This window comes from Pseudomonas sp. SDT291_1_S447, from assembly GCF_054070155.1.
This window is the reverse complement of the sequence record NZ_JBSVXS010000343.1, coordinates 1-303: the sequence shown is the minus strand read 5'-3', so window position 1 is coordinate 303 and position 303 is coordinate 1. Positions and strand designations below refer to the sequence as shown.

Annotated in this window: 1 protein-coding gene; it reads left to right on the top strand. The window is 58.7% G+C overall.

Annotated elements, in window-relative coordinates:
• Positions 1 to 303, top strand: a 303-nt coding sequence (locus ACW9IR_RS29860) for a baseplate J/gp47 family protein (protein WP_457466202.1), incomplete at both ends; no start/stop codon positions are given.

The window sequence follows — 303 nt, the reverse complement described above, 5'->3', positions numbered from 1 at the left end:
ATTCGCCGTTCTGGCGGGTGATGACCGCGCTGGTGACCAAACCGGTGTTGTGGCTGTTGGACTTTCTGTGCCTGACGGTGCTGCCGAATTTCTTTGTGAAAACGGCGGTGGATGCGTGGCTGGACATGCTTGCTTGGGCGGTCAACGTCGAGCGTAAAGGCGCCACCAAAGCGCAAGGGAAATTGCTGTTCACCCGCGCTTTACCGGACGGCGTGATGGAACTGGAAAAGGGCATAGTGGTGCAGTCGGCCGCCATCAACGGCAACGTGTACCAATTGATTACCACGGCGCCGGCGACGTTCG